Annotated in this window: 2 protein-coding genes; one reads left to right on the forward strand and one right to left on the reverse strand. The window is 71.2% G+C overall.

What is annotated here, in order from left to right:
- Positions 1-825 (forward strand): AraC family transcriptional regulator (locus ACXJKH_RS20490; protein ID WP_457322127.1); only part of this gene is annotated, 825 nt, incomplete at its 5' end.
- A 198-nt stretch (positions 826-1,023) separates the two neighbouring features.
- Here the strand turns inward: ACXJKH_RS20490 and ACXJKH_RS20495 are convergent.
- The coding region (locus tag ACXJKH_RS20495; protein ID WP_457322129.1) for an NAD-binding protein at positions 1,024-1,397 on the reverse strand (374 nt) is incomplete at its 5' end.

A 1,397-nucleotide genomic window follows, 5' to 3' on the forward strand; every position in this document is an offset into this window, starting at 1 on the left:
CTGCAGCAGTGCCTGCGGAGCGGCGAGCCCTTGCCCGATCTGGATGCGCTGGCGGCCATCGCGCACCGGTCGCCGTTCCATTTCCATCGCCTGTACCGCGCGCTGACCGGCGAAACGCCGGGGCGCACCGTGGCCCGCCTTCGCCCGCTGCGCGCGCTGCAGTTGCTGGCCCGCGCCGACAGCCGGGTGACCGAGGTAGCGCTGGAGGTGGGTTTTGAAAGCCCGCAGGCGTTGGCCCGCGCCTGCCGGCAGGCCGTGGACGCCACGCCCAGCGCCCTGCGCGAGGATGCGGCGCTGCGCGCGCACTGGCAGCAACGACTTGCGCTGCCGGCCGGTGACGGCAACGACGACATGACCCCGCTGCAGGTGCAGGTGACTGCGCTGGAGCCGTTCGACGTGGTGGTGTTGCGCACGCGCGGCGCCTTCGACGACCTCGACCAGGCGTTCGGGCAGGTGTATGCCTGGGCTGCGGAACAGGGCCTGGCCGACCACTTGCAGGCGCTGGTGGGCATCGCGCTGAACGACCATCGCGATGTCCCGGCCGACGCGTGCGAGTTCGAGTGCGGCATGGGCTTTGGCCGCGCCTTTGACGGCATCCCCGCGCCATTGCGTGCGCTGACCCTGGGCGGTGGCGAGTATGCCGTGCTGCGCCATGTGGGCAGCTACGCCGGATTGGACGCGGCCACCGACGCACTGCTGCGCCAGTGGCTGCCCGACAGCGGGCACGCACTGCGCGACGCGCCGCTGTACTACCACTACCTGGACGATCCCGAAGACGTGCCCGAGGCGATCCTGCGGGCGGACATCTGCGTGCCGGTGCGCTGACCGGACACACGGCCGGTACGCGCGGCTGGAATGAACAGCAGCCACCCATGGGGTGGCTCTACCGGGGGTGTGTTGACGTGGTGATACGTGGCGCATCGGTGCGGCGGTATGTGGCGCATCGGCGCGCCAGAGGTAGAGCCACCCCATGGGTGGCTGCGCGCGGTGCCCGAACGCGACGCGGACACGCGATCCGCGCCGCTACACCACCGGGATGCTGTGCTTGCCCAAGGTGCGGTACGGCGGGGTCGCCATCACCATCTCGGCCAGCGAATAGGCCAGCTCGCGCTCGGCCATGACCGTGCCGTCGGCGCCATGCTCGAGCAGGTGCTTCACTTCGGCATCGCTGTGCGCGCGGGCCAGCAGGGTCAGGCCCGGGTTCAACGCGCGCAGCTTGGCCAGGGTCTCACCAGCTTCCAGCGGCTGCGGGATCGCCAGTACGGCGATCTTGGCGCGCTCGGGATGGGCCTCGGCCAGCACCTTGTCCGAGGCCGCGCTGCCGCGGATGCCGGGCAGCCCGGCCGCGTGCGCTTCGGCCACGTGTTCGCGGTTGTCGTCGATCACCAGCACCGGCA

This window comes from Stenotrophomonas sp. P5_B8, assembly GCF_054049855.1.